Origin of the sequence: Streptomyces sp. SID12501 (assembly GCF_010550245.1) — a bacterium.
GTDB lineage: Bacteria > Actinomycetota > Actinomycetes > Streptomycetales > Streptomycetaceae > Streptomyces.
In genome coordinates, this window is sequence record NZ_JAAGLU010000405.1 from 1 (window position 1) to 525 (window position 525).

The 525-nt window shown below is 71.0% G+C and carries 1 protein-coding gene; it reads right to left on the reverse strand.

Features of this window, described 5'->3' with window-relative positions; translation table 11 throughout:
* Window positions 1–247: 247 nt before the first annotated feature.
* Window positions 248–525, reverse strand: a 278-nt coding sequence (locus G3I71_RS50660) for a hypothetical protein (RefSeq protein WP_203733100.1), incomplete at its 5' end; no start/stop codon positions are given.

Genomic DNA, 525 nt, shown 5'->3' on the forward strand with positions numbered 1-525 from the left:
ATACCGGCGGCGAACAACTCGCGGACCTGGTGGGCCGTCCAGGAGCCGGCGGCACCCGGACAGGCGGCAAGGTACCGCGCGATGCCCTGTTCCTCCCACGGCCCGGACTCCAGGAGGCCGCCGGTACATCTCCTGGGCGGCGGTGCCCGAGATCTGGCCGACCGTCACCAGGTGCGGGCGTCCCCACATCCGCCCGGCGGCCGTGGGGTCGTAGAACCACGTGCACGTCGGACCCGTAGGAGGCGTATCAGACCTGCTCGGGCGCGAGGATCGCCCGGGCGAGCGGGATCGCGGTGTGCACGACCATGCCCGGTTCCTCGGAGTCGGGGGCGGGGCCGCGTCCGGAAGAGGTATTCGCCCTGCACGTCAGGGATGTCCGCCTCCCCGCGGCGCTGCCGGTGAGTCGATGACATGCCTCCGACCCGTACGAAAGCCCTCCCCGGAGGGAGGGCTTGAGGTGGGACGGGAAGAGTGCCCCCGGCAGGACTCGAACCTGCGGCCAAGTGCTTAGAAGGCACCTGCTCT